27 protein-coding genes and 1 CRISPR repeat array (1 of these 28 cut by a window edge) are annotated in these 24,967 nt (G+C 51.3%); of the genes, 11 read left to right on the top strand and 16 right to left on the bottom strand.

Annotated elements, in window-relative coordinates; all coding sequences use genetic code 11:
* Window positions 1-78 precede the first annotated feature (78 nt).
* The 3 genes from ACZ5EJ_RS04440 to yhbY all read right to left on the bottom strand — a co-directional run bounded on the left by ACZ5EJ_RS04440 (window position 79) and on the right by yhbY (window position 1,348).
* Window positions 79-462, bottom strand: a complete 384-nt coding sequence (locus ACZ5EJ_RS04440; RefSeq protein WP_011634076.1) for a CBS domain-containing protein — start codon at window positions 460-462, stop codon at window positions 79-81.
* Window positions 459-869, bottom strand: a complete 411-nt coding sequence (locus ACZ5EJ_RS04445) for a CBS domain-containing protein (RefSeq protein WP_074456118.1) — start codon at window positions 867-869, stop codon at window positions 459-461. The genes ACZ5EJ_RS04440 and ACZ5EJ_RS04445 overlap by 4 nt, the downstream gene beginning before the upstream one ends.
* Before the next feature lie 98 nt (window positions 870-967).
* A complete protein-coding gene (gene yhbY, locus ACZ5EJ_RS04450; RefSeq protein WP_011634078.1) occupies window positions 968-1,348 on the bottom strand; it encodes a ribosome assembly RNA-binding protein YhbY in 381 nt (126 codons plus the stop codon).
* Between the two features lie 33 nt (window positions 1,349-1,381).
* Between yhbY and ACZ5EJ_RS04455 the strand changes: the two genes are divergently transcribed.
* The 6 genes from ACZ5EJ_RS04455 to cysG all read left to right on the top strand — a co-directional run bounded on the left by ACZ5EJ_RS04455 (window position 1,382) and on the right by cysG (window position 9,234).
* On the top strand, window positions 1,382-2,002 hold the full coding sequence (locus ACZ5EJ_RS04455) for an RlmE family RNA methyltransferase (RefSeq protein ID WP_011634079.1): 621 nt from the start codon (window positions 1,382-1,384) through the stop codon (window positions 2,000-2,002).
* A gap of 91 nt (window positions 2,003-2,093) precedes the next feature.
* Window positions 2,094-4,022 carry an ATP-dependent zinc metalloprotease FtsH gene (ftsH, locus tag ACZ5EJ_RS04460; RefSeq protein WP_011634080.1) on the top strand — a complete coding sequence of 643 codons (1,929 nt, stop codon included), beginning with the start codon at window positions 2,094-2,096 and terminating at the stop codon, window positions 4,020-4,022.
* Between the two features lie 71 nt (window positions 4,023-4,093).
* Complete coding sequence (gene folP / locus ACZ5EJ_RS04465; RefSeq protein ID WP_464557564.1) at window positions 4,094-4,948, top strand: dihydropteroate synthase; 855 nt, start codon at window positions 4,094-4,096, stop codon at window positions 4,946-4,948.
* A 167-nt stretch (window positions 4,949-5,115) separates the two neighbouring features.
* Window positions 5,116-6,492: a phosphoglucosamine mutase gene (glmM, locus tag ACZ5EJ_RS04470; protein WP_011634082.1), complete on the top strand. Its 1,377-nt coding sequence runs from the start codon at window positions 5,116-5,118 to the stop codon at window positions 6,490-6,492.
* A gap of 120 nt (window positions 6,493-6,612) precedes the next feature.
* Entirely contained in the window at window positions 6,613-7,626 is a 1,014-nt protein-coding gene (locus tag ACZ5EJ_RS04475; protein ID WP_074456116.1) for a PstS family phosphate ABC transporter substrate-binding protein, read from the top strand.
* A 177-nt stretch (window positions 7,627-7,803) separates the two neighbouring features.
* Complete coding sequence (gene cysG, locus ACZ5EJ_RS04480; RefSeq protein WP_074456115.1) at window positions 7,804-9,234, top strand: siroheme synthase CysG; 1,431 nt, start codon at window positions 7,804-7,806, stop codon at window positions 9,232-9,234.
* A 36-nt stretch (window positions 9,235-9,270) separates the two neighbouring features.
* Here the strand turns inward: cysG and yedF are convergent, their stop codons facing one another.
* The 3 genes from yedF to ACZ5EJ_RS04495 form a co-directional block, all read right to left on the bottom strand.
* Window positions 9,271-9,510, bottom strand: coding sequence for a sulfurtransferase-like selenium metabolism protein YedF (yedF, locus tag ACZ5EJ_RS04485; protein WP_011634085.1), 240 nt, complete (start codon window positions 9,508-9,510; stop codon window positions 9,271-9,273).
* 15 nt (window positions 9,511-9,525) lie between these two features.
* A complete protein-coding gene (gene yedE, locus ACZ5EJ_RS04490) occupies window positions 9,526-10,728 on the bottom strand; it encodes a selenium metabolism membrane protein YedE/FdhT (RefSeq protein WP_011634086.1) in 1,203 nt (400 codons plus the stop codon).
* Window positions 10,729-10,812: 84 nt separating this feature from the next.
* Window positions 10,813-10,941 (bottom strand): hypothetical protein, encoded by a 129-nt coding sequence (locus tag ACZ5EJ_RS04495; RefSeq protein ID WP_256201591.1) that lies wholly within the window; start codon window positions 10,939-10,941, stop codon window positions 10,813-10,815.
* A gap of 77 nt (window positions 10,942-11,018) precedes the next feature.
* Between ACZ5EJ_RS04495 and ACZ5EJ_RS04500 the strand changes: the two genes are divergently transcribed.
* Window positions 11,019-11,168 carry a hypothetical protein gene (locus ACZ5EJ_RS04500; RefSeq protein WP_160803607.1) on the top strand — a complete coding sequence of 50 codons (150 nt, stop codon included), beginning with the start codon at window positions 11,019-11,021 and terminating at the stop codon, window positions 11,166-11,168.
* Between the two features lie 256 nt (window positions 11,169-11,424).
* On the opposite strand, the gene ACZ5EJ_RS04505 is transcribed toward ACZ5EJ_RS04500, so the two are convergent.
* From ACZ5EJ_RS04505 to ACZ5EJ_RS04550, 10 genes are all read right to left on the bottom strand, one after another.
* Complete coding sequence (locus ACZ5EJ_RS04505) at window positions 11,425-12,135, bottom strand: hypothetical protein (RefSeq protein ID WP_074685475.1); 711 nt, start codon at window positions 12,133-12,135, stop codon at window positions 11,425-11,427.
* Window positions 12,129-12,647, bottom strand: a complete 519-nt coding sequence (locus tag ACZ5EJ_RS04510; RefSeq protein WP_143032861.1) for a hypothetical protein — start codon at window positions 12,645-12,647, stop codon at window positions 12,129-12,131. Before ACZ5EJ_RS04510 ends, ACZ5EJ_RS04505 begins: the two co-directional genes overlap by 7 nt.
* 42 nt (window positions 12,648-12,689) lie before the next feature.
* On the bottom strand, window positions 12,690-13,046 hold the full coding sequence (locus ACZ5EJ_RS04515) for an LOG family protein (RefSeq protein WP_464557569.1): 357 nt from the start codon (window positions 13,044-13,046) through the stop codon (window positions 12,690-12,692).
* Entirely contained in the window at window positions 12,991-13,206 is a 216-nt protein-coding gene (locus tag ACZ5EJ_RS04520; RefSeq protein ID WP_256201593.1) for a hypothetical protein, read from the bottom strand. Before ACZ5EJ_RS04520 ends, ACZ5EJ_RS04515 begins: the two co-directional genes overlap by 56 nt.
* Window positions 13,207-13,224: 18 nt before the next feature.
* On the bottom strand, window positions 13,225-13,389 hold the full coding sequence (locus ACZ5EJ_RS04525; protein ID WP_160803608.1) for a hypothetical protein: 165 nt from the start codon (window positions 13,387-13,389) through the stop codon (window positions 13,225-13,227).
* 14 nt (window positions 13,390-13,403) lie between these two features.
* Window positions 13,404-14,522, bottom strand: a complete 1,119-nt coding sequence (locus tag ACZ5EJ_RS04530; RefSeq protein WP_074685478.1) for an ABC transporter permease — start codon at window positions 14,520-14,522, stop codon at window positions 13,404-13,406.
* 4 nt (window positions 14,523-14,526) lie between these two features.
* Window positions 14,527-15,696, bottom strand: a complete 1,170-nt coding sequence (locus ACZ5EJ_RS04535) for an ABC transporter permease (RefSeq protein WP_074685479.1) — start codon at window positions 15,694-15,696, stop codon at window positions 14,527-14,529.
* Window positions 15,693-17,462 carry an ATP-binding cassette domain-containing protein gene (locus ACZ5EJ_RS04540; RefSeq protein ID WP_074685481.1) on the bottom strand — a complete coding sequence of 590 codons (1,770 nt, stop codon included), beginning with the start codon at window positions 17,460-17,462 and terminating at the stop codon, window positions 15,693-15,695. The genes ACZ5EJ_RS04535 and ACZ5EJ_RS04540 overlap by 4 nt, the downstream gene beginning before the upstream one ends.
* Before the next feature lies 1 nt (window position 17,463).
* Window positions 17,464-18,498: a secretion protein HlyD gene (gene hlyD, locus ACZ5EJ_RS04545; protein WP_074685483.1), complete on the bottom strand. Its 1,035-nt coding sequence runs from the start codon at window positions 18,496-18,498 to the stop codon at window positions 17,464-17,466.
* A gap of 85 nt (window positions 18,499-18,583) precedes the next feature.
* Complete coding sequence (locus ACZ5EJ_RS04550) at window positions 18,584-19,192, bottom strand: TetR/AcrR family transcriptional regulator (protein ID WP_074685485.1); 609 nt, start codon at window positions 19,190-19,192, stop codon at window positions 18,584-18,586.
* 292 nt (window positions 19,193-19,484) lie between these two features.
* Between ACZ5EJ_RS04550 and ACZ5EJ_RS04555 the strand changes: the two genes are divergently transcribed.
* The 4 genes from ACZ5EJ_RS04555 to ACZ5EJ_RS04570 all read left to right on the top strand — a co-directional run bounded on the left by ACZ5EJ_RS04555 (window position 19,485) and on the right by ACZ5EJ_RS04570 (window position 22,337).
* Complete coding sequence (locus tag ACZ5EJ_RS04555; RefSeq protein ID WP_074685487.1) at window positions 19,485-19,736, top strand: hypothetical protein; 252 nt, start codon at window positions 19,485-19,487, stop codon at window positions 19,734-19,736.
* Window positions 19,727-20,404, top strand: coding sequence for an SAM-dependent methyltransferase (locus tag ACZ5EJ_RS04560; protein ID WP_074685489.1), 678 nt, complete (start codon window positions 19,727-19,729; stop codon window positions 20,402-20,404). Before ACZ5EJ_RS04555 ends, ACZ5EJ_RS04560 begins: the two co-directional genes overlap by 10 nt.
* Window positions 20,405-20,550: 146 nt before the next feature.
* The gene (locus ACZ5EJ_RS04565) at window positions 20,551-21,513 is read left to right on the top strand and encodes an IS481 family transposase (protein ID WP_049753080.1); all 963 of its coding nucleotides are present in this window, start codon (window positions 20,551-20,553) and stop codon (window positions 21,511-21,513) included.
* A gap of 40 nt (window positions 21,514-21,553) precedes the next feature.
* Window positions 21,554-22,337 (top strand): IS5 family transposase gene (locus ACZ5EJ_RS04570; protein ID WP_464557574.1). Its coding sequence is split into 2 segments (ribosomal slippage): window positions 21,554-21,813 and window positions 21,812-22,337, totalling 786 coding nucleotides; the frame shifts between segments, so codons are not numbered across the junction.
* Window positions 22,338-22,815: 478 nt separating this feature from the next.
* Window positions 22,816-24,967: a CRISPR direct-repeat array (repeat unit 37 nt; unit sequence GTTTCAATCCTCGCCCAGTCGGGTGACCGGGCGCTAC) (it continues 34 nt past the right edge of the window).

Here is a 24,967-nt window from a genome sequence, read left to right on the forward strand (position 1 = left end):
TTTATACTTAATAGCGCTGCTGGAGAAAATAAAGTAGATATTCTTTATTTCCTCCAAGGCTTGTCGGCGTGGTTTGCTTTAGGTTTTTTCTACAATGTGGCGCAAAAGATCAGTTGAAGTAAGGATACCCCACGGCTGGTTCCCTTCTACTCTGACAATAAGACTGTTGATTTTGTTATCCAGCATTGTCCGGATAGCGGTATTAATTTCGGCGGAAGGTTCGATTACGATGGGTGCATCACTCATGAGATCCTTGACAAGATGTTCGGCTTTAACATCATTTGAGTCATGTCTGGCCATTGATAGATCTCTGTCACTCAATACGCCAACCAGTTTTCCACCATCCAGTACGGGGAGATGATGGCAGGCACATTCTTTCATTATCTCCAGGGCTTTTTCCACTGAAATATCGAAGCCTATGGTTTGAGGCATAGGCGTCATCAGATCACGAACTTGTGTCATTTTCTGCCTCGTAATATCTCAATCAGAACATCCAGTGCATCAGTTACTGTGAATATACCCTGCAGATCTCCCTTTTCATCTGCCACCAGAACGCTGCCGATTTTTTTCTCTGACATTTCCAGAATCACATCCTCGATGGAGGTGTTGCCCTGAAAAGTCACGGGATCGGGCGTCATTAGATCATCTGCTCGGACCAGGAACTTTTCACGGGCACTCAATGCCGAAACGATTCTGAGATCCCGATCGCTGACGATGCCCGTGATTTTTCCATTCGACATGATGGGAATGTGGCGCACCTTGAGATTCTTGACGATATCCAGTAACTCCTCAATTGAGCTATCCTCGCGCGCGGTGACCGGATAGGGGGTGGTAAATTCCTGAATCGGCAGTTCCAGTTTTGTACTCATAAGCATCTCCATATGCGTAAACTGGTCTGAGTTATACCAGATCACTAAGTATTAGGGAATCTTGTCCGAGAGAAATAGCAATCAGTTTCTTCGGCTGTTTATTTTCTCGGTAGGGCTTTCTTCATTCGTTGCGCAGGTTTGGGTTTGCGTTTTGGTTTAAAGCCAGACTTGGATATGCTCAAAGCCGTGGTCTCGACGTTTTTTTTATCCGGGTTGATCCGGTATATAATCAAAATCTTACCGATCTGCTTGATAGGTGCGGCATTTAGAGAAAGGCAAATTTTCTCCAGCAAAGAAGTTCTCTGGTCCCGGTCGCCTTCAAGCACTTTAATCTTGATAAGCTCATGCTTCAAAAGACTCCGATCGAGCTCACTAATAATACTTTCTGCCAGGCCATCCTTGCCAATCGTTACTACCGGATTCAGGTGGTGCGCACTGGCCGTAAGCTGCCGGCGCAGAGCCATATCAAGTTCAAGCATTACAACCTTCCTAAAAACACTGGATTTTACCTGATGAAATCTGCCAGAACCAGCAGAGCCTGGATAAAAGCGCATATCAACGATAACTTTGTCCGCAAGGCTAACCACGAAGGTTATCGTTCGCGTGCGGCCTACAAATTACAGGAAATCGCCGAGCGCGATGCACTTTTTTCACCGGGAATGACGGTTGTTGATCTGGGAGCGTCGCCTGGCAGCTGGTCACAAGTGGCACTCGAATCTGTCGGGCCGACCGGAAAGGTTTTTGCGCTGGATATGCTGGATATGCAATCCTTACCTGGTGCGACATTCATTCAAGGCGATTTTCGTGAAAATGGTGTTCTGGCCGCATTGGAGAAAGTTCTGGATGGGAAACGGGCAGATCTTGTAATTTCCGATATGTCACCCAATCTTACCGGTATTCGTGTCAGTGATCAGGCTCACGGCATGTATCTGGCAGAACTTGCTTTGATGTTCTGTCGCGAACATTTGAACCCCGGTGAAAACTTTCTTGTCAAAGTATTTCAGGGGAGTGACTTTGAGGCATTCCGACAATTAATGCAGGCTGATTTTGCAAAAGTCGTCATCAGGAAACCAAAGGCTTCGCGAGATCGAAGTAAAGAGTTATATTTGCTGGGACTGGAAAAAATAATCTGATAGACTGCGGTAACAGTCCTGTAACAGATACAGATAAACCGCAGCGTTTCAAAAATTCGGTTTCGTCGAGAAGCAAAATTGAGGAGCTAATATGAATAATTTGATTAAGAACATGGCTATCTGGCTGGTGATTGCATTGGTATTGATGACAGTCTTCAATCAGTTCTCCACCCGACAGCCATCACAGCCTCCCATGGAATATTCACAATTTATCAGTGAAATGCACCAAGGCAGGATTGCCAAGGTAGTAATCGACGGTCGTACCTTGAGAGGTGCAAAAACAGATGGCCGCTCGTTTATTGTCCATTCACCTTCCGATCCGTGGCTGGTAAGTGATCTTCTAAAGGCTGGAGTGGCTGTGGAAGCTAAGCCGGAAGAAGAACCTTCCATGCTGATGAGCATCCTTGTGTCATGGTTCCCGATGTTGCTGTTAATTGCTGTCTGGATCTTTTTCATGCGCCAGATGCAAGGGGGCGGTCGTAGCGGCGGTGCTTTCTCATTCGGGAAAAGTAAAGCCAGGATGCTTGATCATAAGAGTAACAACGTGACTTTTGCGGATGTGGCTGGTTGTGAAGAAGCCAAAGAAGAAGTTGCCGAGTTGGTCGAGTTTTTGAGGGATCCTTCCCGATTCCAGAAACTAGGTGGTCGTATTCCTCGCGGTGTACTAATGTGTGGTAATCCGGGAACAGGTAAAACGCTGCTTGCCCGCGCCATTGCCGGTGAAGCAAAAGTACCATTTTTCAGTATTTCCGGTTCGGATTTCGTCGAAATGTTTGTCGGTGTCGGTGCCTCCAGAGTGAGAGATATGTTTGAGCAGGCGAAAAAACATGCACCTTGCATTATCTTCATTGACGAGATTGATGCGGTCGGCCGTCAGCGTGGCGCAGGTCTGGGAGGTGGAAATGATGAGCGCGAACAGACGTTGAACCAATTGCTGGTTGAAATGGATGGCTTTGAAGGCAATATGGGTGTAATTGTTATTGCTGCCACCAACCGCCCGGATGTATTGGATCCTGCTTTGCTGCGTCCAGGTCGATTCGATAGACAGGTTGTTGTCCCGCTGCCGGATATTCGTGGTCGGGAACAGATTTTGCTGGTACATATGCGCAAAGTTCCTATATCCCCTGATGTGAAAGCCAGTATCTTGGCAAGGGGTACACCTGGTATGTCAGGAGCTGATTTGGCCAATCTGGTCAATGAGGCCGCCTTGTTTGCTGCACGATCCAACAAACGTCTGGTTGATATGGATGACTTTGAACGTGCAAAAGACAAGATTCTGATGGGTGCAGAACGTCGTTCCGTTGTTATGCCCGAAAATGAGCGGCGCAATACTGCTTATCATGAATCGGGGCATGCGGTAGTGGCTTATTTGCTGCCTAAAACCGATCCGGTTCACAAGGTTTCAATTATCCCGCGCGGACGTGCACTAGGTGTAACTATGCAGCTTCCTGCTGAAGATCGTTACAGTATGGATCGCGATCAGATTTTGCAGACGATTGCTGTCATGTTTGGCGGCCGTATTGCAGAGGAAGTGTTCATGAACCAGATGACAACCGGCGCATCTAATGACTTTGAACGGGCAACAGATACCGCCCGCAAGATGGTGACGCAATGGGGTATGTCCGATACGCTGGGACCTATGGTGTATGGTGAAAACGAGGGAGAGGTGTTCCTTGGGCGTTCAGTTACTACGCACAGGAATCTGAGTGAAGCAACCATGAAAATGGTCGATGCCGAGATTCGTCGGATCGTTGATGAGCAATATGCACTTGCGCGCAAGATCATCGAGGAGAATAAGGATAAAATCGAGGCGATGACACAAGCATTGCTTGAATGGGAGACGATAGACAGCGACCAGATTAAAGATATTATGGAAGGTCGCCCACCGCGTCCGCCGCAATCACCTTCTTCTTCTCCACGGCAGGATAAAGGTTCAACCAGCACAAGCGGCGAGGTAAAACAACCCGAAAGTGAGCCTGCAACAACAGAAGAAGCACCTGCTCAAAAAGTAGAAGCCTAGAAAAACTGTAGCATTCTTAATTAATGGCCTGTACGGGAAATAAAACGTACAGGCCATTTTTTCTTATCCAAGTGAATAAACTGCAAAGGATTCTTCAAGAAAACCGTCCGCTGATCATGGGGGTGATCAATGTCACGCCCGATTCTTTTTCTGATGGCGGCTGTTTTGATACAACTGGGAAAGCGATTGAACAAGTGAATCGCCTGGCTCAGGAAGGTGCAGATATCCTTGATATCGGGGGTGAATCTACCCGTCCTGGGAGTCGATCTGTTGAATCGGATGAAGAACTGTCACGAGTCATGCCCGTCATAGAATTTGCGCTGAATATGAATATTCCAGTTTCGGTTGATACTTCCAAACCGGAAGTGATGCAAGCCGCTATTAATGCCGGGGTTGTTCTTATCAATGATACCAATGCGCTGCAAGCTCCTGGTGCACTGGAAGTTGTTGCGGACAGCTCTGTGATGGCTTGTCTCATGCATATGCAAGGACGGCCGGAGACAATGCAGCTTGATCCGCAGTATTCGGATGTGGTTGCCGAGGTCATGGCTTTTCTGAAACAACATGTTGCATTGGCAGTATCAGCCGGGATTGCGCGTGAGCGAATCATTATTGATCCCGGTTTTGGCTTTGGTAAAACACTGGAGCACAATCTCGCCTTGTTACACCATCTGAATCAATTCATTGCTATGGATCTACCTGTTATGGCCGGCATTTCACGTAAATCAATGCTGGGAATGATTACGGGCAGTCCAGTTGATAATCGTGTGTATGCCAGTGTGGCAGCCGCTCTTCTGGCAGTGGGACAAGGTGCCAGAATTGTACGGGTGCATGATGTCAAGGCGACCCGTGATGCATTTTCAGTGTTTGCGGCAATGGATCGTATTCATCCGGGTTTTCTGATATACCCGTCACCCGGCCAATAGTTGGTTGTACGGTAATCAGTAACAAGGCCCATATAATATAAATATGACGATTGAGTAGCTGGTTGCTGTTGATCTATCAGACGCTCGCGTCTGTGGGATGCTGATTGTGATATTGTGAATCCGGTTAAATGCTTTGATTTGGAATTCAACAGGGAAGCGACACTGATATGAAGAAAAAATATTTTGGTACAGATGGCATTCGTGGAAAGGTAGGGGAATTTCCGATCACGCCCGAATTCTTCCTGCGTCTGGGGTATGCTGTTGGCAAAGTATTGCTGGCGTCCGATTGGAAACTGGCTGCAGATAAACGACCAACCATCTTGATTGGAAAAGATACACGCATATCCGGATACATGCTGGAATCTGCGCTGGAGGCCGGTTTTTCAGCGGCAGGGGTAGATGTTCTGCTATCCGGGCCATTACCAACCCCTGCTGTGGCCTACCTTGTGCGAGCGCTGCGCATTCAGGCTGGAGCAGTTATTTCTGCCTCACATAATCCGTTTTATGATAACGGCATTAAATTTTTCTCTTCTGAAGGCTCAAAACTACCTGATAGTATGGAACTTCAAATCGAAGCTGAACTGGATTTTCCTATAGAAACAGCACCTTCTATCAAATTAGGTAGAGTACAACGTCTCAAGGATGAAGAAGGCCGATATATCGAATTTTGTAAAAGTACTTTTCCTAATCAGCTTGATTTACGAGGCTGGAAAATCGTGGTTGATTGTGCCAATGGTGCAGATTACCAGGTCGCCGGGCATGTGATGCATGAACTGGGCGCTGATGTTGTAACTATTCATGCAAATCCGGACGGATTCAACATTAATCATGAATGTGGTGCAACCCATATCATGACGCTGCAAGGTGCAGTTTTGCAACACGGTGCAGATTTTGGTATTGCTGTAGATGGCGATGGCGACCGGGTGCTGATGGTGAGTGGAGAAGGGGTAGTATACGATGGTGACAGTCTGGCCTACATTATCGCTAAACATCGACAACAGCGTGGTGTACTACAAGGTGGAGTAGTTGGGACACTCATGACCAATCTGGCTGTTGAGCAAGCTTTTGAGCGGATTGGGATTCCATTTGCCCGGGCAAATGTCGGAGATCGTTATGTGTCTGAATTGCTGCAACAAAATGACTGGTACTTGGGTGCCGAGAATTCCGGCCATATTATTTGCCGTGATAAACATACGACAGGTGACGGAATTATTTCAGCCCTCCAGGTTTTGTACGCATTACGTGACACGGGTTTGATGTTTGCCGACTTGATGCATGATGTTACTTTCTTTCCCCAACGGTTAATCAATGTAAAGATTTCTAGAGATTTTGATTTTCAGAACGATCAAGCAGTAGAGATATGCAAAAATGAGGCGGAACAGGCATTGGGAAATGATGGGCGTATTTTGCTGCGTGCTTCTGGAACTGAACCGTTAATCAGGGTGATGGTGGAAGGAAAAGACCCTCAACAGATTGAATACTGGGCTGAGAAAATTGCTGGAACAATTCAGCAACAGGCTGTTGCTTCAACTGTTGGGCACTGAGCTTATCATCACAAGGCTGTAATATATCTCGTTTATCTTTGGTGAATACTTGAAGTTAGAGTTGTAGGGTATACAGGTCAGATATCTTTTCTTTAATTCTTGAATATCAGGATGACTATCATGCAACAGTTTTTATCAAAATCCAGTAGTAGAGCCAGATTTTTAATTACAGCCTTTATCCTTTTGAGTGGAATCAGTGGGTATATTCAAGCCAGGTCGCTTATTAAGATAGATGGATCGAGTACTGTTTTCCCGATTACAGAAGCTGTTTCTGAGGATTTTCAAACTGCTAAAAAAGGGGCCACTATGGTTACCGCTGGTATCTCCGGTACGGGCGGGGGATTCAAAAAATTCTGCAGAGGGGAAATTGATATTGTGAATGCATCTCGCCCGATCCTGTCTTCTGAAATGGAGCAATGTAGGCGGAATGGTGTGCAGTACATCGAGATGCCAATTGCTTTTGATGCATTGACGGTGGCGGTCAACCCCAGGAACAATTGGATTAAATCCATAACAATCGCCGAGTTAAAAAAAATGTGGGAGCCTGCAGCGCAAGAAAAGATACTTAACTGGAATCAAATCAACCCGGCCTGGCCTGATGCCAGAATCAAACTTTTCGGCGCAGGAGCTGATTCAGGTACATTCGACTATTTCACCGAAGCCGTGGTCGGTAAGGCAAAATCCAGTCGTGGAGATTTTACTGCCTCGGAAGATGATAATGTACTCGTTCAGGGTGTGGCGAGCGATTTAAATGCATTAGGTTTCTTTGGCTTTGCCTACTACATCGAAAATCAGAAGAAACTGAAAGCTGTGGCGATTGATCATGGTGCTGGCGGTGTTCTACCTTCCATGCTTACCGTACAAAATGGAAGTTACCAGCCATTATCGCGTCCTCTCTTTATTTATGTAAATGCAAAATCAGCAAACAAACCGGAAATAAAGGAATTTGTTATCTTTTACATGCAACACGCACAGCAATTGATTGAGGAAGTAAGATATTTCCCGCTAAAAAAGGAATTCTACGATTTCAATATCAAACATCTCCAGAACAAGACACTCGGCACAGTATTCGGTGGGGAAGCTGGCATGAGTATGACCATTGAGGAACTGTATAAGCGGGAAAGAGTTCAATAACCGGTACATCCATGGCCTGAGTTCTGATCGTGGGCAAGAGATAACACATATCAGCAGTAACAGAAGTACAGATACTGAACCGGATATGTAATTCCGGAATAAGAGGTTATTACATCGTTCTGATTAACCTTTAACAGGCCAGACGGCTCCTTGTTTATTAAGCCCTATTTTGTCTGTATGGATTACTTTCCAGTTTTTCTCAACATTAAACAGCGAAATTGTCTGATTGTTGGCGGAGGAAGTGTTGCAGCCCGTAAGGCGAAGTTGCTACTGCGAGCAGGGGCGCATATCCATGTCGTTTCCCCCACAATTAATGCGGAATTTACTGGTTTGTTGCAGCAATTCTCTTCAATCTCGCATAACGCTGAAACCTTCCGCCCGGATCACTTGCAGGGTAGGGTGCTGGTTATTGCCGCTACGCATGATCGAGCAACCAACCAGGCTGTCTCGGTTGCAGCCCGGAAAGCAGGTATTCCAGTAAACGTTGTCGATAATCCGGATTTATGCACCTTTATCATGCCTTCCATTTTGGATCGCTCTCCGATTATCGTTGCGGTATCAAGCGGTGGCAGTTCTCCAGTACTGGCAAGGCTGTTGCGTGCACGACTGGAAGCATTAATCCCCGCTGCTTATGGTCGACTGGCGACTTATGCTGCGCAGTTTCGCGGGCAAGTCAGGCAGCATTTTTCTCGTCAGGAAAATCGTCGCTTCTTTTGGGAAAAAATGCTTCAAGGGCCGTTTGCAGAAATGGTATTTGCCGGCAAGGATCAGGCTGCCCAGGATTATTTATTAGAAACCTTGAATAATAGTGTGGATCAACCTCCGATCGGGGAAGTTTATCTGGTGGGAGCAGGCCCGGGAGACCCGGATCTGTTGACTTTCCGCGCTATGCGCCTGATGCAGCAGGCAGACGTGGTGATTTATGATCGGCTGGTTGCTCCGGCCATTTTGGATATGGTCAGACAGGATGCTGACCGTATCTATGCCGGTAAGGAGCGTAATCGACATACTTTGCCGCAGACATCAATCAATAACCTGTTGATCAAGCTGGCGCAAGAAGGTAAACGTGTGCTGCGGTTGAAAGGTGGCGATCCTTTTATTTTTGGACGAGGGGGCGAGGAAATCGAAACTTTGTCACAACATCAGATCCCATTCCAGGTTGTTCCCGGAATTACAGCCGCATCCGGTGTAGCTAGTTATGCAGGTATCCCTTTGACCCACCGGGATTACGCGCATTCCTGCGTTTTTGTAACCGGACATCTGAAAGACAACACTGTACAGCTTGACTGGTCAGCGCTGGCGCGTCCTAACCAGACGATTGTCGTCTACATGGGATTGCTGGGCGTCTCCGAGTTATGCCGACAGTTGATTGCTCATGGTCTGCCAAAAACGACACCAGCTGCTATTATTCAGCAGGGTACAACCCCCAATCAGTGTGTTCTCACCGGCACACTTGCAACGTTGCCGACAATCATTCAGGAAAATCCATTGAAGCCGCCAACACTCATTATTGTGGGAGAAGTGGTCAAGCTTCGTCAGAGACTTGCCTGGTTCAATTCGACTTCAGAATCTTTGGGAAACACACCTGGCTACTCGAAACACCCTTAGCCTCAAACCTCAGCTGATTTGGTGACGGGCGTTATCTTAACGGCGGATCAAATAACGAATAGTGGGACCATCCTGCTGAATCTCCAGAACCTCGTAGCCATGATTTCTGGCATCAATCGGGATGTTGTTAATTGACTGCGGGCAATCGGAAATCACCTCCAGAATCTGCCCCGGCCGCAACTGGGGCATAGCTTCCAACGTTGCTACAGCAGGATAGGGGCAGGGTTCTCCTATCATATCGAGACGAAAATCAGGGATGATGGTAGTTGATTTCATGGGAAGCGCTTATGTTCAGGCTGTTTGCGAAGCTTGTCGGGCTTTCCGGGCAAAGAAATATTTTTCCCAGTACAGCACCAGTGCCAGAAATACACCCAGCATAATGTAGGTGGCCAGTAGACCGCCTTGCGGTCCGAATGTTTTAAGGAGATTGATCTTGTCAAAATTTACGACAAGGAGGGGTGCCAGATCATCCCACACCAGTGCCAGCAGTGTGGAACCGATGATGTTACCTAATCCCACCAGCCAGAAATGCACCTGTCCTTCCACAGCGCGATACATCCAGCCTGTTTCGCAACCACCTGCCAGCACGATGCCAAAGCCGAACAACAATCCACCAATGACTGCATTTGGCCCGGCCCAGAATATTTTAGAATCCATTCCCAGTTGTACGTAGCTGTAAACACCAATTGTGCCTACTGCCATACCCGCGATAATCGCTTTAGCCATTTGTGTACGACCAGTAATCCACAGATCACGAAACGCTGAAGTGAAACACACCTGCGCACGTTCAATAATGAGGCCAAAAGCCAGGCCAAACAAGGCAGCATAACCCAGCTTGGGTTCATCCAGCGCCTTGGAAGCCGCCCACAGCACAAAAGCGATAAACAATAGCATGCCGATGCAAAAGTGTTGCCGTTCCCGGGTTGCATGCTGATTAAGCGGTTGCGCTGCCGACACTTTTTGCAGCTGTACCGGGATGCGAAATACCGGTAACAGGCTGACCTTGGCGCCCGCCAGCGAGCCGATTGCGGTAGCAATAGCAAAAAACCAGGCATGCAAAGAAAACTGTGGAATACCGGTAAAAAACGCCGCCAGATTACATCCCATAGCCAGGCGCGCTCCAAAGCCGGCAATAATGCCCCCCACAATGGCCTGGAACACACGAATGCGGTGCTGTGGTAAACGCAACTTGACGTTATTGGCCCATAATGCTGCCGAGAAACACCCTGCAAACATACCGAGGATCATCACTCCATCAATACGTGTCAGCGGTGAGCCCTGCAGACCGATGACCTGAAAATAACCCCAGTGGGAAACATCCAGGCCCAGCCATTGCAGGATATGACCGCCCCAGCGGGTGAATTCACCTGTTACGGCCCAGAAAGTGCCGGTAACGCCGAAGTAAAAGGCAGAGAGAATACCGGCTGCAATCACTGCAGGTACAGGTAACCAAAAACGTACCAGATACTGATATTTGAAGTTGTACCAACTCATTTTCTATTCTTTTGCCCCATGGATACGCGTGGTACATTTTATAGTTTATAACTTTTACATGTATTTTACTTTTGGATGTAGTGATTAAGGAGTCTTTGTACCGATAACCATCATTGATCCAAAAATTATGATTTCTTTAATGTTTCCTAAAATTTTATCAATTTCAGGCAAAACACAGCTTTTTTTCCAGCCATTTTCTGCTTCAAAACGCACTACTGGATATGGCTTTGCTCATGGTTTCAAACAAGCTATATAGCTGCTCAATACCCGTATCTTGCCCTGGTAACCCTGTGCCAGTATCTCCTGATAACATTACCGCTGTAAATCCAGTCAGGATGTGCGGCCTGGATGCGCTGCTGAATATAGGCTTTAAACGGGTCGAGTTTGCTGTAACGCGGCATCACTTGATCGTCGAGATATTTTTTAACCGTATTGCGTGATATACCAGTTTGCTTTAATCCTCTTTCCCTGTTTCTTTAATACCCTAATGGTCATTGCTCTCTCCCGTGTTAACAATAGAATAGCAGCCACTTCGTAGAAAAATGACCAACTTAATTCAGGGGGGCAAAATTACATTGCAGTTGCCAGTAGTAAGGCATACCACCTGGGCTTGCCACTGCCGGACAGACTCACACTGGCTGCTCACGACTGGCAGCTGGCCCTGCCGAGCGACGCGCTTGCCCGTTTACCCTTAACCTAGTATGGTGATACTTGTGTGGAGGCGGCCAAATCCTCCGCAGGATGCGGCGTACTTCTAGGATCGCTGCGACGTTTTCCTGCACGCTTGTGGCCTGAGATGATGATTTTTTCAGATACAGCGTCCGGCAGGTGCGCGCTGCGATACGGTACCAGGCCGGCGTCGGAATCGGCCAGCGGCCCGTCGGCATTGGTGCGGGCAATGATGGAATGGTAACGTACCTCGGGTGAGATCGGCAGTTTTGTGGCAGCCTGAACAAAGGGATCGTCCTGATTGAGATGGTCAATGCTGTTCAGGGTTCCTTGCAGATAGCCATCCTGAGCCTGCCCTGTGGCCTGAACTGAAGGGACCACGGCGTCGGTCACGGCTTCCAGCGCCGTCAATGGCAACCGAAACAAGCCGGACAGCCAGCGCACAGGTTGGTAGCCAGTGATTGCAGTGCCCCGGTGCAGGGTCGCGATAAAAATGGCACGCTCAATACCGGCAAGGGATTCGAAGTGCAACATGGGATCCAGCAGCGTGCGCTCGGGGTCGTTCTGGTTCGGGTCGGTTCTTGCATCGGCCATGGCCCAGTCGTGCAGTTGATTGTCAGCCGATGAGACCAGCAGGCGAGCAATCATTCCCCCCATGCTATGGCCGATGACCACCATGTTTTTCGAGGCGGGCACAGTGCCGTCCGGATCAAAGTGATCATGGGACTGAATCAGCAACTGGCGAATGGCTGCATGATGATGCGGCGTTGCGGATGCAGCACGGCCACCAGCTCTGCGCCGAATCCGGCGCGGCGATGCATGCTGCGCACGCTCTGGAAATCCAACTGTGCCGCCGGCAGCAATTTTTGCGGCGCGGTCACGCTGGTAGACAAGCGTGCCTGCAGGCGAACGCGCACGTGCCAATTGTCCCTGCTCATGGTGGTGCTGGCCTGGCGTGTGTTCGGTGAAAAAGAGGTATGCCCAGGCGTGGCGCGCTGTCTCCAGCCAGGGTTGCAGGCCTGCTGCAGCCAGAGTTCGGCCAATGCGGAACCTGTCTTCATTCGACAAGCCGGGTGCCGCAGCCAGCGCCGGAATGGCAGGTACTTGAGGATGGCGTGGCGCACGGCTGCGGGTCTAGGCCGCTCATGCTGAGGGTCTGCATAGTCGACGCGCTGAGGATCCTGCTGCTGAGAATGTCGGCACGCTTGGCGCGCCACATGTTGTTGCAGCTTGACCGCATTGATGTGCACCGCCGGCTGCAGCTCGCTGCGTATCGCACAGCCGGACAAATTTCAAAGAATTACCAACATCAGCAGCGAGTCAATCGTATGCATCATGATCCCAGATTCAGCGATCGACCGCTGCTTTGTGTTCATGTCCTGCTGCCTCGTTGATATAAAAGCGTTCGAGGGTAATGAGGATTTCCTCGGCTTCGTCCGCGCAAGTGAACAAGTCGAGATCGGATGGACAGACATAGATTCGTCGAGCAGAGGATCGAAATCAATCACGCAACGCCAGAACGCGCGACCCACCAGCACCAGCGGAATCCGCTGCATCTTGCCGGTCTGAATCAGGATCAGCACCTCGAACAGCTCATCGAGCGTTCCATAGCCACCAGGGAAAGCCACCAACTCCTTTGCGTGCAGCAAAAAGTGCATCTTGCACAGTGCGAAATAGTGGAATCGGAACGCCAGTTCCAGGCACATGCAGAGGGTTGGGTGCCTGTTCGTAGTGGTGTGCTTGATCGACCCGGCCACGGGCTCTGGCAAGCTCTTGCCTTAGCCCAACATCCTCCAGATTGGTGCGCATCAAGATCCGCCAGGAGGTTCATTGCTCGTTCGCCAAAAATCTGGCCGGCGCAGTGTATGGCCATACTCGGGTACCGTAACCTGTTAGCAGCGCAAAATCCAGCACCAGCATGGGCAGGCGCTCGGGCAGGCGCCCATGTTTATTGGCACCGGGGAAGATGATCGTTCTCCATGGCGATGACATACACAGTCCAGGTCTCATTGTAGGCGTCCTCGGACAAATACGGTTGCCATCGTGAGTGTCACCACGGCGATCACTGCCAGTGGCCACAGGCTGGCAAGAATGTCGTCCGGCGGCATCGCCTTGAGAAAACTGCCTTCGACGATGATGAGGAAGTGGGTCAGAGGAATGGCCTGGGCTAGCCATTGCAAGGCGACAGGCATGTTCTCTACTGGCGTGGCAAAGCCGGACATCAACACTGCTGGCACGCCAATGGCAAACGCCCCTAGGATGGCTTGTTGTTGTGTCATGCTGACCGCGGAAATCATTAGGCCGATGCCGACCACCGACAGGATGAACAACACCAGACTGGCGAACAGCAGGCCGAACGAGCCGGTAAAGGGGATACCGAACAGGAACACGCCCGCGCCGACCATGAAAAGACCCAGCAAGATGCCGATCGCCAGTGCGGGCAGCGATTTGGAAATGATGATTTCCGGCGTCGAGGTAGGCGATACCAGTAGCTGGTCAAAGGTGCTCAGTTCGCGCTCGCGGGCGATTGACAGCGAGGTGATTAAGAGCGCGCTGAATAGCGCTAGGATACCGGTTAGGCCCGGCACGATGAACCAACGATAGATCAGATTCGGGTTGAAGCAATGGCGCACCACGACGGGTACTGGCGCTTGCGTGTCAGGTGCGACCTCGGCACCGACATCGGCTGCGATGGTGGAGAGGTAGGCAACGGTGATCTGGCTGGAGTTGCTGCGTCGGCCGTCAACCAGTATCTGTGCAAGGCCGCTATCACCTGCGGCAATCATGCGTGAAAAATCTACCGGAATGGTGAGTGCCGCAATTACCTCACCCCGATCGACCAGCTCGTGCAGGTGTCGTTGGCTATCCACGTACCGCACACGGTTAATGAAGCGTGCGCTGTCTAGGCGCTGTACTAGTTCGTATGACCAGCGTCCCGCGTCTTGGTTGTACACCGCAATATCGACATTGCGCACTTCGAGTGTTGCGGAAAAGGCGAAAATCAGAAGTTGCAAGATCGGCGGCACAAATACCACCATGCGGCTGCGTGGGTCGCGCAGGACACTAAGTATTTCCTTGATGAACTGGGCCCGCAAGCGGGTGAAGCTGAAGGAGGATACGAGCACGACACTATTCCAAATTTTTGCACGTGGCGCGCTTGGCCAGCATGAAGAACAGCGTTCCGATTACCATCATTGCCAACAGATTAGGAATGAAGACCGCCCAGATATCACCGGCTAGGAACACTGTCTTAAGTGATTCGACAAAGTAGCGTGCCGGAATCAGCAGGGTAATGGCGCGGATCGGCGCCGGCATAGCGTCGATCTCGTACAGGAAACCCGAGAGCATGAAGGACGGCAAGAAGCCGGAGAACAAAGCAATCTGCGCCGCGAGAAACTGGTTGCGTGCGAGCGAGGAGATTAGCAGCCCCTGGCCCAGCGCGGGTACCATGAACACGCCTGATAGCAGTAGCAGGGCCGCGAGTGAGCCGCGTAGCGGCACGTCGAACACGAACACCGCCAGCGCGGTCGCGCCCAGCGTAGACAGCATACCTAGTGCGAAGTACGGCAGCAGCTTACCAATCAGGATCTCGGCCACCGAGGCGGGCGTGGACAGCACCGCTTCCATGGTACCGCGTTCCCATTCACGTGCTACCACCAGCGCCGTGAGCATGGTGCCAATGATGGTCATGACGATGGCGATAGCACCGGGGATTAATGCGCGGCGGCTCTCCAGCTCAGGGTTGAACCAGTAGCGCGGCACTAACACTAGGGCCTGGGGTGGCACTGCGACATCAAGCCCTGCGCGCCAAGACTGTACCACACCCCGGGCATAGTTTTCGACGTAATTGGCGGTATTGGGGTAGGAGCCATCGGTGACGATCTGTACTAGTGCTTCGTTGCCGCGTTGCGTCAGACGTCGTTCGAAATCCTGCGAAATAACTACATACCCGCGCAGCTCGCCGGATACCAGCTTGTCAGCGACTTGGCGTCGGTCATGGACAAAGTGTGCGTCGAGATAATCGGTGCTGGCAAAGGCTGCAGCCAGGGCCTGGGCTGATGCACTGGACGACTCTAGTACCACACCGATACGCACCTTCTTGGCGTCGAGCGACACCGCATAGGCAAATAGCAAGAGCAGTACCACCGGTAACACAAAGGCGATCAACAGTGTTGATGGATCACGCAAAGCCTGCAGATTTTCCTTGTGAACCAGGGCGAGTAGACGCCGCAGATCGAAGCGACGCAGGCTGGCTACCTGTGCCTGATCGGGACCGGGACGCTGCAGAGGGGTATTCATGTGGCAGCCTCCATTTCTTGATTAGACGACTCTACCAGATGGATGAAGGTATCTTCCATGGTCGGATCCGCCCACCCGACGTCGGCGGCGATGCGCTTGAGCGCATCGGGTGTATCCAGTGCGATTAACCGCGCACGCGAGAGTATGGCTACGCGGTCGCAGTATTCGGCCTCGTCCATGAAGTGAGTGGTGACCATGATGGTGACGCCTTTGCGCGCTAGACCATTGATATGCGTCCAGAATTCACGGCGGGTGATAGGATCCACGCCCGAAGTGGGTTCATCCAGGAACAGTACCGGAGGGCGATGCATCAGCGCGCAGGCCAGCGCTAGGCGCTGCTTGTGCCCCAATGGTAGGGAGTCTGGGGTGGCGGATAGCCATTTACCAAGATCGAAAGTTTCGATCATTTCGGCGATGCGCTCGCGCCGCGTGTTTCCTTCCAATTGATACACCCCAGCCGAGAATTCTAGGTTCTGCCGCACCGAAAGCAGACCATAGAGTGAGAACTTCTGCGCCATGTAGCCAAGTCGGCTCTTGGCTGCGCCGGTGGCCCGGCGCAGATCGTGCCCTACCACGTGTGCTTCGCCGACGGTTGGTTTAAGCAGGCCGCATAGCATCTTGAAGGTGGTGGATTTGCCGGCGCCGTTAGGGCCGAGCAAGCCGAAGATTTCGCCCTTTCGCACCTCGAAGCTGACATTGTCGGTGGCGGTAAAGTCGCCGAAGCGCTTGGTCAGGTTGTGGCACGACACGGCAATGTCTGATCCGAGCTCAATCGGCGGCAGACGTTCAGCCAGGGTTGAAGTGCCACCAGGACCGCCGCCGAGCAGATCGATGAAAGCATCTTCAAAGCGCGCGGGTACCGGCGCCAGGTGTACTTGCGCCTGATCGGCCAGTGCCTGGATTTGCTCTGTACTCGCGCCCATGCGCAACACTACGCGTACACCGGCACCCTGGATCACTCCATCACTTACACTGTTGAGATCGAGCGCTTCGGTAAGGATTGATCGGCGCTGGGTACCGACATTTTCGAGTCGGAAACTGCGGCCCTCAAGCTGTGCAGTCAGATCTTGTGGAGGACCATCGAACAGGAGTTTCCCTTGGTTCAGCAACAGCACGCTTTCACAGCGCTCGGCCTCGTCGAGGTAGGCGGTGGACCAAACCACGGCCATGCCCTCGTCGGTGAGCACCTGCACCATGCGCCACAAATCCTGGCGGCTGACTGGATCGACACCCACTCCGGGTTCGTCCAGTAGTAGCACCTTAGGCCGCGCCATGAGCGCGCAGGCTAGTCCGAGTTTCTGCTTCATGCCACCGGAGAGCTTACCGGCGAGGCGCTTGGTGAAGGGTGCGAGCCGCGTGAAATCGAGCAATTCGGCAAAGAGATCAGTGTTGTGGTCGGCGTCCATGCCGCGTAACTGCGCGTATAAGCGCATGTTCTCCATCACCGACAGGTCTTCATACAGGCCGAAGCGCTGTGGCATGTAGCCACTGACGACATGGATCGCATCGTTGTCCCGCACCACGTCGTAGCCAGCCAAGGTAACGCAGCCGGCATTGGGTACCAACAGGCCAGTCAGGATGCGCATCAGCGTTGTCTTGCCAGCACCGTCTGGGCCAACCAAGCCGGTCAGCCGCCCGTAGTAGATGCGTGCGCTCAAGCTCCGTAGGGCATGTACACTGTCGAAAAATTTATCAACACGGTTAATAATAATGGCGGCATCACCCTGTCCCGCTGGAGTGGATGGTAAGTCAGTAGCGACATACATATCAGGAGCCCTCGGCAGATAAACTGGTGGCTGGCTGGACATCGACTTCAACCGTTACAGGCATACCCTGCCGTAGTGCGGTATCGGCATCATTCACTACAATCCGTAAGCGATAAACCAGATCGGTACGCAGCTCAACGGTTTCCACTGTCTTGGGGGTAAATTCAGCGCGAGGTGAAATAAAACCGATCTGGCCATGATAGATTTTTTCCGAGGAATCGCTACGTACCCGAACGGGAGTGCCGGGAGCAATGCGGCCTAATACTGTTTCATTAATATAGGCGCGCACATAGACTGGATAATCAAGGCTCAGATTGTAGACCGTGCTCTGGCTGATAACCATGCTGCCTGGTTCACGGACCCGAGCAATGACAGTACCATCACTTGGTGCAAAAAGTTCGGTATCTGCCAGTGCAGTAGCAGCCTGATCCCGCGCGGCCATCGCAGTTGCCAGCCGGGCCTCGGCTGCGGCAATGTCTTCCTTTCGAAACCCTTCTTCTGCCTGAGATAAGGCCGCCGTGGCTGCTTTGACTCCAGCAACAGCCTGATCCCGCGTAGCGCGCGCACTGTCAACATCTTGCTGACTGCTTGCCTTTGAGGATAACAATTTACTCAGGCGCAGATAGTCACGTTCGGCCCGGTGCGCCGCTGCCTGCGTCTGTTTGAGCGCTTCTCGTGCCTGGGTGACTTCTTGTGGGCGTAAGCCGCTATGCATCTTAGCCAGCTCTGCCTGCGCCACCTGCACGGAGGCTTCTGCTGCCGCAAATGCTTCCTGATACGGTTGAGCATCCAGTGTCGCCACCCGTGTGCCGGCGGCGACAAAATCTCCCTCATCAAACAAAACTTGCTCAACTCGCCCGGGTTGGCGGAAAGCCAGTTGTACTTCCCGAATATCGACATTGCCATACAGATAGAGCAGATTCTCATCTTGATCAACATGCTGCATCCACAGGAATGTACCACCGAGACCTAGAATAATAACCACCACGATGACGATGGTCAGCTTTGTGGCGCGAGAGGAAATGATTTTACTCATTGCACGCTTTTCATGTGCTGAAGCCGGAGTTTTATGGTGCTCTGGTTCGATGTTGGTAGACTGGATGTACTAACACAGAGAGTTTTCATTTTGTCGCTCCAATACCACGGCGATAGATGGCAAACACGGCTGGCGCATCGCATCGAATCTGATTGACCTTGCCGGCCAACAGTGCCTGCATGACCAATCCCTGGATAGTGCCTATGAACAACGTAGTAGCGGCATCCACGTTCAGCTCTGCGTCTAGCTCACCCTGAGCTTTGCCAGCTTCCACCAGGTGACGCAGCCGCTGTCGGTACTGACGGATCAAGGTCTGCGCCATATGCTTGGTGAGCGTTTCACCAGAGCGCTGTAATTCTCCAAACAGCATACGTGGCACACCAGGGTGTTTGGCGACAAAGTCGATATGTGTCATAAACATGGCTTCGAGCGCTGCTGCAGGGGATACAGCGTCAGCTGCCGCCTTGTCCACACTGGTCAGCAAGCGTTTGCCAACCCAGGACACCGTTGCTTCCAGGATGGCGTCCTTGGTGGGGAAATGACGAAACAACGCGCCCTGCGTCAAACCCATCCGGTCAGCAATGGCTGTGGTTGTAATCTCGGCCGGGTTCTGCTCGGCAGCCAAATCGACCACTGCTTGCACTGTGGCTGCTCGTCGCTCTTCAGCGGACAAGTATTGAGGACGCTCATTCACTGCCTACACCTTTAAAGTAAGTAATTGATTACTACTTTAGCATGAAAAATAACTCTGGTGAAAGATAGAATCCACTAATTTGGAGAAGAATGAGTGTGGCATAATTTTTCCTGATTAGAAAGATGGTTCAGCCAAGCCCGATTTTTCTATGATAAGGCGCATAGTGACCCAAATAAGCCTATCAAAGCTCTGGTTTTACGCACAAAGCGGTTTTTAACTGGGCTACTGCTGACCTCGCGCCAGGTTGTATAGTCACTTCTAACGGATTGAGTTATTTTACCGGGGTTGCTGTATGCTATTGGGTGCACCGGCTTTTATGCAGTTGGATGCGCTGAACCGCGTTTTGCACGAACCGAACCGGTTATCCGCCGCCTATCTGAGTATTGACAGCTTAAAAAGTAGGATGATTTATCCGACACTCAAAGACATGCCAGCAGTAGCAGGTGTTTCTCTGAAAAATGACGCCCGTGTGGCATTGCAAAGCCAGGCGCGAGCCAACTTTGCGATGACGATGTTATACACCAAGGAAATACCATGCAGCTGAGTATGGTTGTACCGTGGGGAAGATGCTTCAAAGAATACAAAGAAATATTTTCCCTGTCGCAAGCTGACCTTCAGGTAAATATTCTTGGCTGTGGTGACGGGCCAGCAAGTTTTAACGCAGAAGCAACAGCGGCAGGTGCCAAGGTTATATCCGTAGACCCAATATATTGCTTCAGTGCAAATCAAATAGAGTCAAGGGTCAACGAAGTAAGCCACAACATCGCACAGCAGCTTAAAGAAAACGCATCAAATTACATCTGGTCTACATTCCAAAATGTCGAGGCTGTAGTAAGCGCCAGGCTTGCCGCCATGAAAGACTTTTTAAAAGACTATGAATCAGGTAAAAAAGAAGGCAGGTACGTTGAAGCAAGCCTTCCATTGCTTACGTTCAAGGAAAATCAGTTCACGTTAGCACTGTGCTCCCATTTTCTATTTTTGTATAGTGAACATATAACTGAAGAGCAGCATATTGCAGGTGTTCTAGAGCTGTGCAGGGTGACAAAAGAGGTCAGGATCTATCCTTTGGTTACACTAGACGGCAGGCCATCGCCATACCTAGCCCCAGTTATCGAAGCGGTTACATCGGCGGGTTATAGTGCAGAAACCGTTGCGGTGCCTTACAGCTTTCAGAGAAATGCTACAGAAATGTTGGTGGTAAAAAGTGTATAACAAGTCGCTCAAGGTCGTGGCTTCGCCACTGGAAAGCTCCAACCGACGCATGCTTCGCATTGTATGCGCCGCTTGTGTCTGCCCCTTAGATGTTTAGTCCCACGGTGTGCTGGTGTAACATATAACCAGCTACGGAGGGATGATTTATGGGACAGATATTACACGGAAGCGCCCGCACGACAGCGGCGGTACGTCGAGCGATACAAAATAGTCAAGAGAGTCTGAATGTTCTGGCCAAGCGGCATGGGATTAATCCAAAAACGGTAGCGAAGTGGCGGAAGCGGGAATTCACCCACGATGCACCGATGGGCCCCAAAGAGTCGCACTCGACTGTTTTAAGTCTGGAAGAAGAAGCCGCTGTTGTGGCGTTTCGCAAACATACGCTTCTACCGCTGGATGATTGTCTATATGCCTTGCAACCAAGCATTCCGCATTTAACCCGCTCAAGCCTGCATCGCTGCTTTCAACGGCATGGCATCAGTCGGTTGCCGGAGGTTGATGGTGACAAGCCAAAGAAAAAGTTTAATGCCTATCCAATTGGCTACTTCCATATTGATATTGCCGAAGTTCGTACGAAGGAAGGTAAACTCTATCTTTTTGTAGCCATTGACCGGACATCAAAGTTCGTTTTTGTTCAACTCCAGAACAAAGCCAACCGCAACACGGCAACCGCCTTCTTGAAGGCCGTGATCGAGACTGTTCCCTACAAGATCCATACAATCCTGACTGATAACGGTATCCAGTTTACGTTCCCGGCGCGTTATCGGAATGGGCCAACGGCTCAGTATGTAACGCATATGTTCGATAGGTGTTGTCAGATCAACGGCATCGAGCACCGTCTCACCAAACCCAACCATCCCTGGACCAATGGTCAGGTTGAACGCATGAATCGAACCATCAAGGATGCGACTGTAAAACGGTATTATTACGACTCACACGATCAGCTGAAGGCCCATCTCCATCGCTTTGTGATGGCTTATAACTTCGCCAAAAGACTAAAAGCTCTCAAAGGCCTAACACCCTATGAATACATCTGCAAAATCTGGAAAAATGAGCCAGATCGTTTTATCTTTGACCCATTCCAGCACACCGTGGGACTAAACACTTAGAACCTGTTCAAAGTCTTTGGGAGTATGAGAAACTCGGAAGATGAGAAGAAGTTACCCGAGCGACATCAGTCGTGAACAATTCGAGCTTATCAAGCCTTTGCTGGAGAGCGCGCGCAGGAAGACCAGCCCTCGACGAATAGATCTGTACGATGTTTTTTGTGCGGTGCTGTATTTGCTCAAGAGCGGCTGCCAGTGGCGAGCCCTGCCTAATGACTTTCCCAAGTGGCGCACTGTCCACTCATACTGGGCCATCTGGAGTGAGCCGCGCGAAGGAGGCAGCCTGCTGGAGCAGGCATTAAAAAAATCAGGTTGGCGAGGTTCGTACCAGACAGGGGCGCAACGCCTGCACGTCATTCTTGATCGTGGACGCGCAGAGCGTGAAGAACACGGACACGGCGAGCCAGAAGGGCTATGACGCAGGCAAGAAGGTATCGGGCATCAAGCGTCATATCGCGGTCGATACCCAGGGTTTGCCGCATGCCATTGCGGTGACAACAGCGGAAGTGACCGATCGCAAAGGTGCGTTGCAGGCTTTCCGGCGTTGTCGTTCAGGCCTGGGCCGGGTGTTGGCGGACAGCGGTTATGTGGAGGAGCCGTTTGCTCAAGGTGTACGCAATGTGCTGAGCGAGACTGTCGCGGTTCAGATCGCCAGGCGCAGTGAGTTGCATACCTTCGCTGTTATCCCCAAGCGTTGGGTAGTGGAACGCAGCTTTGCCTGGTTGGAGAAGAATCGACGGCTGTGGAAGAACTGTGAGCGCTTACTCAACACCAGCTTGCAGTTTATTCACCTGGCCTTCCTGGCCGTTCTACTCAAAAGACTTTGAACAGACTCTTAGCTCGGTGATGGCGGCCTGCTACAACCTGAGGCGACTGGTCTACTTTGGAGAGACAGGGATCAAGGCCTCTTGACACTCAAAATGGACCGAATCGCTAATGCCCAGGGAGATTCGGGGTAAAAGCGGCGCGACATCGCCAGGAAAGCGGCGATTTGTCATGGAAATCAAACCGAATTCGGTCGCGCTCATCATTTCGCGGCAGGATTGACTGAAACCCTCGGGTTATTCGAGGTGCCCGCATGATATACAGTTTTCTTTAATCCTCTTTCCCTGCTTCTTTAATACCCTAATGGTCATTGCCATCTCCTGTATTAACAATAATAGCAGCCACCTCATAGAAAAAATGACCAGCTTAATTCAGGGGGGGCAATTTTTAATTGCCGTTAAGGGGCATTTTTACATTGCCGGTGACAGGGTGACCGGGCGCTACCACTACATCTCTTATGTACCCTGATGCCGGTCTTTCGTTTCAATCCTCGCCCAGTCGGGTGACCGGGCGCTACATATAGCCGCCGCATTGTCAGCTGGTTCTGTAGAAGTTTCAATCCTCGCCCAGTCGGGTGACCGGGCGCTACCCGGATGTTGATAATCTGGGGGCGTTCCCCCATATAGTTTCAATCCTCGCCCAGTCGGGTGACCGGGCGCTACGTGGACTAACATCAACACCGCCTCCCAGATAAGTGTTTCAATCCTCGCCCAGTCGGGTGACCGGGCGCTACACCGATTACATTTTTTGGCGCCCGCACGCAGAAAGTTTCAATCCTCGCCCAGTCGGGTGACCGGGCGCTACCATCATCAAGCGGTAGATACTGTGGGTGATGGTGCAGTTTCAATCCTCGCCCAGTCGGGTGACCGGGCGCTACGTGAGACCGTGCAAGGTGAGATTATCACACGGACAGTTTCAATCCTCGCCCAGTCGGGTGACCGGGCGCTACCATTATAAATACTCCCTTATAAGATAATCTAATGGTTTCAATCCTCGCCCAGTCGGGTGACCGGGCGCTACATGGGTCTCCTGAGCAAAAAACAGGAGCATTTTTGTTTCAATCCTCGCCCAGTCGGGTGACCGGGCGCTACAGCTGGAAGAGTACATACGCACCCAGCAGCTTGAGTTTCAATCCTCGCCCAGTCGGGTGACCGGGCGCTACACGGCAGTACAACTCAGTATTTTGCGGAAATCGGCGTTTCAATCCTCGCCCAGTCGGGTGACCGGGCGCTACGGTAGGTGGATGCTTCTTCTGCCAACTCTTCTGGAGTTTCAATCCTCGCCCAGTCGGGTGACCGGGCGCTACTTGATAAGAGATATTGATGACCCTGGGGTAGTTAAAGTTTCAATCCTCGCCCAGTCGGGTGACCGGGCGCTACCTCTCTGGCAGACAGCCTATCGTCGCGAGCAGCTTGTTTCAATCCTCGCCCAGTCGGGTGACCGGGCGCTACTATACGTTCCACGCTACTGAAGGACAGTGAGGCGTTTCAATCCTCGCCCAGTCGGGTGACCGGGCGCTACGAGCCTATGGCGTATAATGGCACGTCATGGATTAGTTTCAATCCTCGCCCAGTCGGGTGACCGGGCGCTACCTGCATGCCAAATTCTTGCAAAGCAGGATGACCAGTTTCAATCCTCGCCCAGTCGGGTGACCGGGCGCTACAAAGGGTAAGATTATGGCATCGCCTAATTTGTCTGTTTCAATCCTCGCCCAGTCGGGTGACCGGGCGCTACTTTATCGGATGGCATTTTATATTCGTCCCCCGCCTGTTTCAATCCTCGCCCAGTCGGGTGACCGGGCGCTACAGCTAGTAAAGCTTGATAGCAGATCGGATCTTTCTGTTTCAATCCTCGCCCAGTCGGGTGACCGGGCGCTACGTGGGCGGGATCAACCGGTCTACTTGGGCCTTCTGGTTTCAATCCTCGCCCAGTCGGGTGACCGGGCGCTACCAGCGCAGGCGCAAAAATACGCAGCAAAATACGAGGTTTCAATCCTCGCCCAGTCGGGTGACCGGGCGCTACCAGTTAGCGACAGATGAATCCTGGTCTGGATTGGTGTTTCAATCCTCGCCCAGTCGGGTGACCGGGCGCTACCTCGATTTATGCCGCCAACAGTGTTGGTTGGGTTGTTTCAATCCTCGCCCAGTCGGGTGACCGGGCGCTACGTGATGGTCGATTTGTAAGGCTTAATGTCTGGTACGTTTCAATCCTCGCCCAGTCGGGTGACCGGGCGCTACTTGTCTCCGGTTAAGGCAACAGATGACCCATTGAAGTTTCAATCCTCGCCCAGTCGGGTGACCGGGCGCTACCTGAGCGCATCATTGACTTGCTTGAATCTCGCATCCGTTTCAATCCTCGCCCAGTCGGGTGACCGGGCGCTACTTTGCATGGTTCTGTGGAGGCATATCAAGAACTGGTTTCAATCCTCGCCCAGTCGGGTGACCGGGCGCTACTCATGCCTTCACACTCATCAATCAGTATGGAGGCGTTTCAATCCTCGCCCAGTCGGGTGACCGGGCGCTACTTTCTACAGCTTTATTAATTCTGCAATTACCAGAGTTTCAATCCTCGCCCAGTCGGGTGACCGGGCGCTACGGTATACAACCTTTCCAAGGATGCAACACCGGATGTT

It is taken from the genome of Nitrosomonas sp. TNE100 (genome assembly GCF_055387135.1).